Genomic DNA, 706 nt, shown 5'->3' with positions numbered 1-706 from the left:
GCGGCCCGCACCTGTGCGGCGGCGGCGCTGGAGGCCCTGCCCCGGCTGGGGGCCGACCAGGCCACGTGCCGGCGGGTGGAGGACTTCATCGAGCGGTACACCGCCCGCGGCCGCAGCCCGGCCGATGCGCTGGTGGAGCAGCGGCACCACCGCGGCAGCACCGGTGTGCGGGAGGAGAGCCATGGGTGAGACGGACGCGTGGGACGGGCTTTCCCTCGAGGCCCTGCGGGCCGAGCTCGGCGCCCGGCTCGAGCGGGCGCGCCGGCGCACGCTCGCGCTCGCGGACTGCGACGACGCGGAGCTGACCAGGCAGCATTCCCCGCTGATGTCGCCGCTGGTCTGGGACCTGGCGCACGTGGGCAACCAGGAGGAACTGTGGCTGGTGCGCGACGTCGCCGGGATGGCCCCGCTGCGCTGCGGCATCGACGAGATGTACAACGCGTTCCAGTATCCGCGCCGGGTCCGGTCCTCGCTGCCGCTGCTGCCGCCGGCGGAAGCCCGGCGCTATATCGGCGAGGTCCGCGCCAAGGCCCTGGACATCCTGGACCGGATACCGCTGGAGGGCCGGGCCCTCACCGAGCGCGGGTTCGTCTTCGGCATGGTCATCCAGCACGAGCAGCAGCACGATGAGACGATGCTGGCCACGCACCAGCTGCGCGCCGGCGAGCCGGTGCTGGCCGCGGCGCCGCTGCCCGCGGCGGTGCTG

The 706-nt window shown here is 74.8% G+C and carries 2 protein-coding genes; both read left to right on the top strand.

Translation table 11 applies throughout. The annotated features are described in order from the left end of the window. Nucleotides 1-189 (top strand): hypothetical protein (locus ACFQ36_RS23150; RefSeq protein WP_377017964.1); only part of this gene is annotated, 189 nt, incomplete at its 5' end. Next, the coding region (locus ACFQ36_RS23145) for a DinB family protein (RefSeq protein WP_377017962.1) at nt 182-706 on the top strand (525 nt) is incomplete at its 3' end. The genes ACFQ36_RS23150 and ACFQ36_RS23145, both read left to right, overlap by 8 nt.

This window comes from Arthrobacter sp. GCM10027362, assembly GCF_042679445.1.
Taxonomy (GTDB): Bacteria; Actinomycetota; Actinomycetes; order Actinomycetales; family Micrococcaceae; genus Crystallibacter.
Note: the sequence above shows the minus strand (reverse complement) of the source record. Positions and strands in the feature narration are given on the sequence as shown.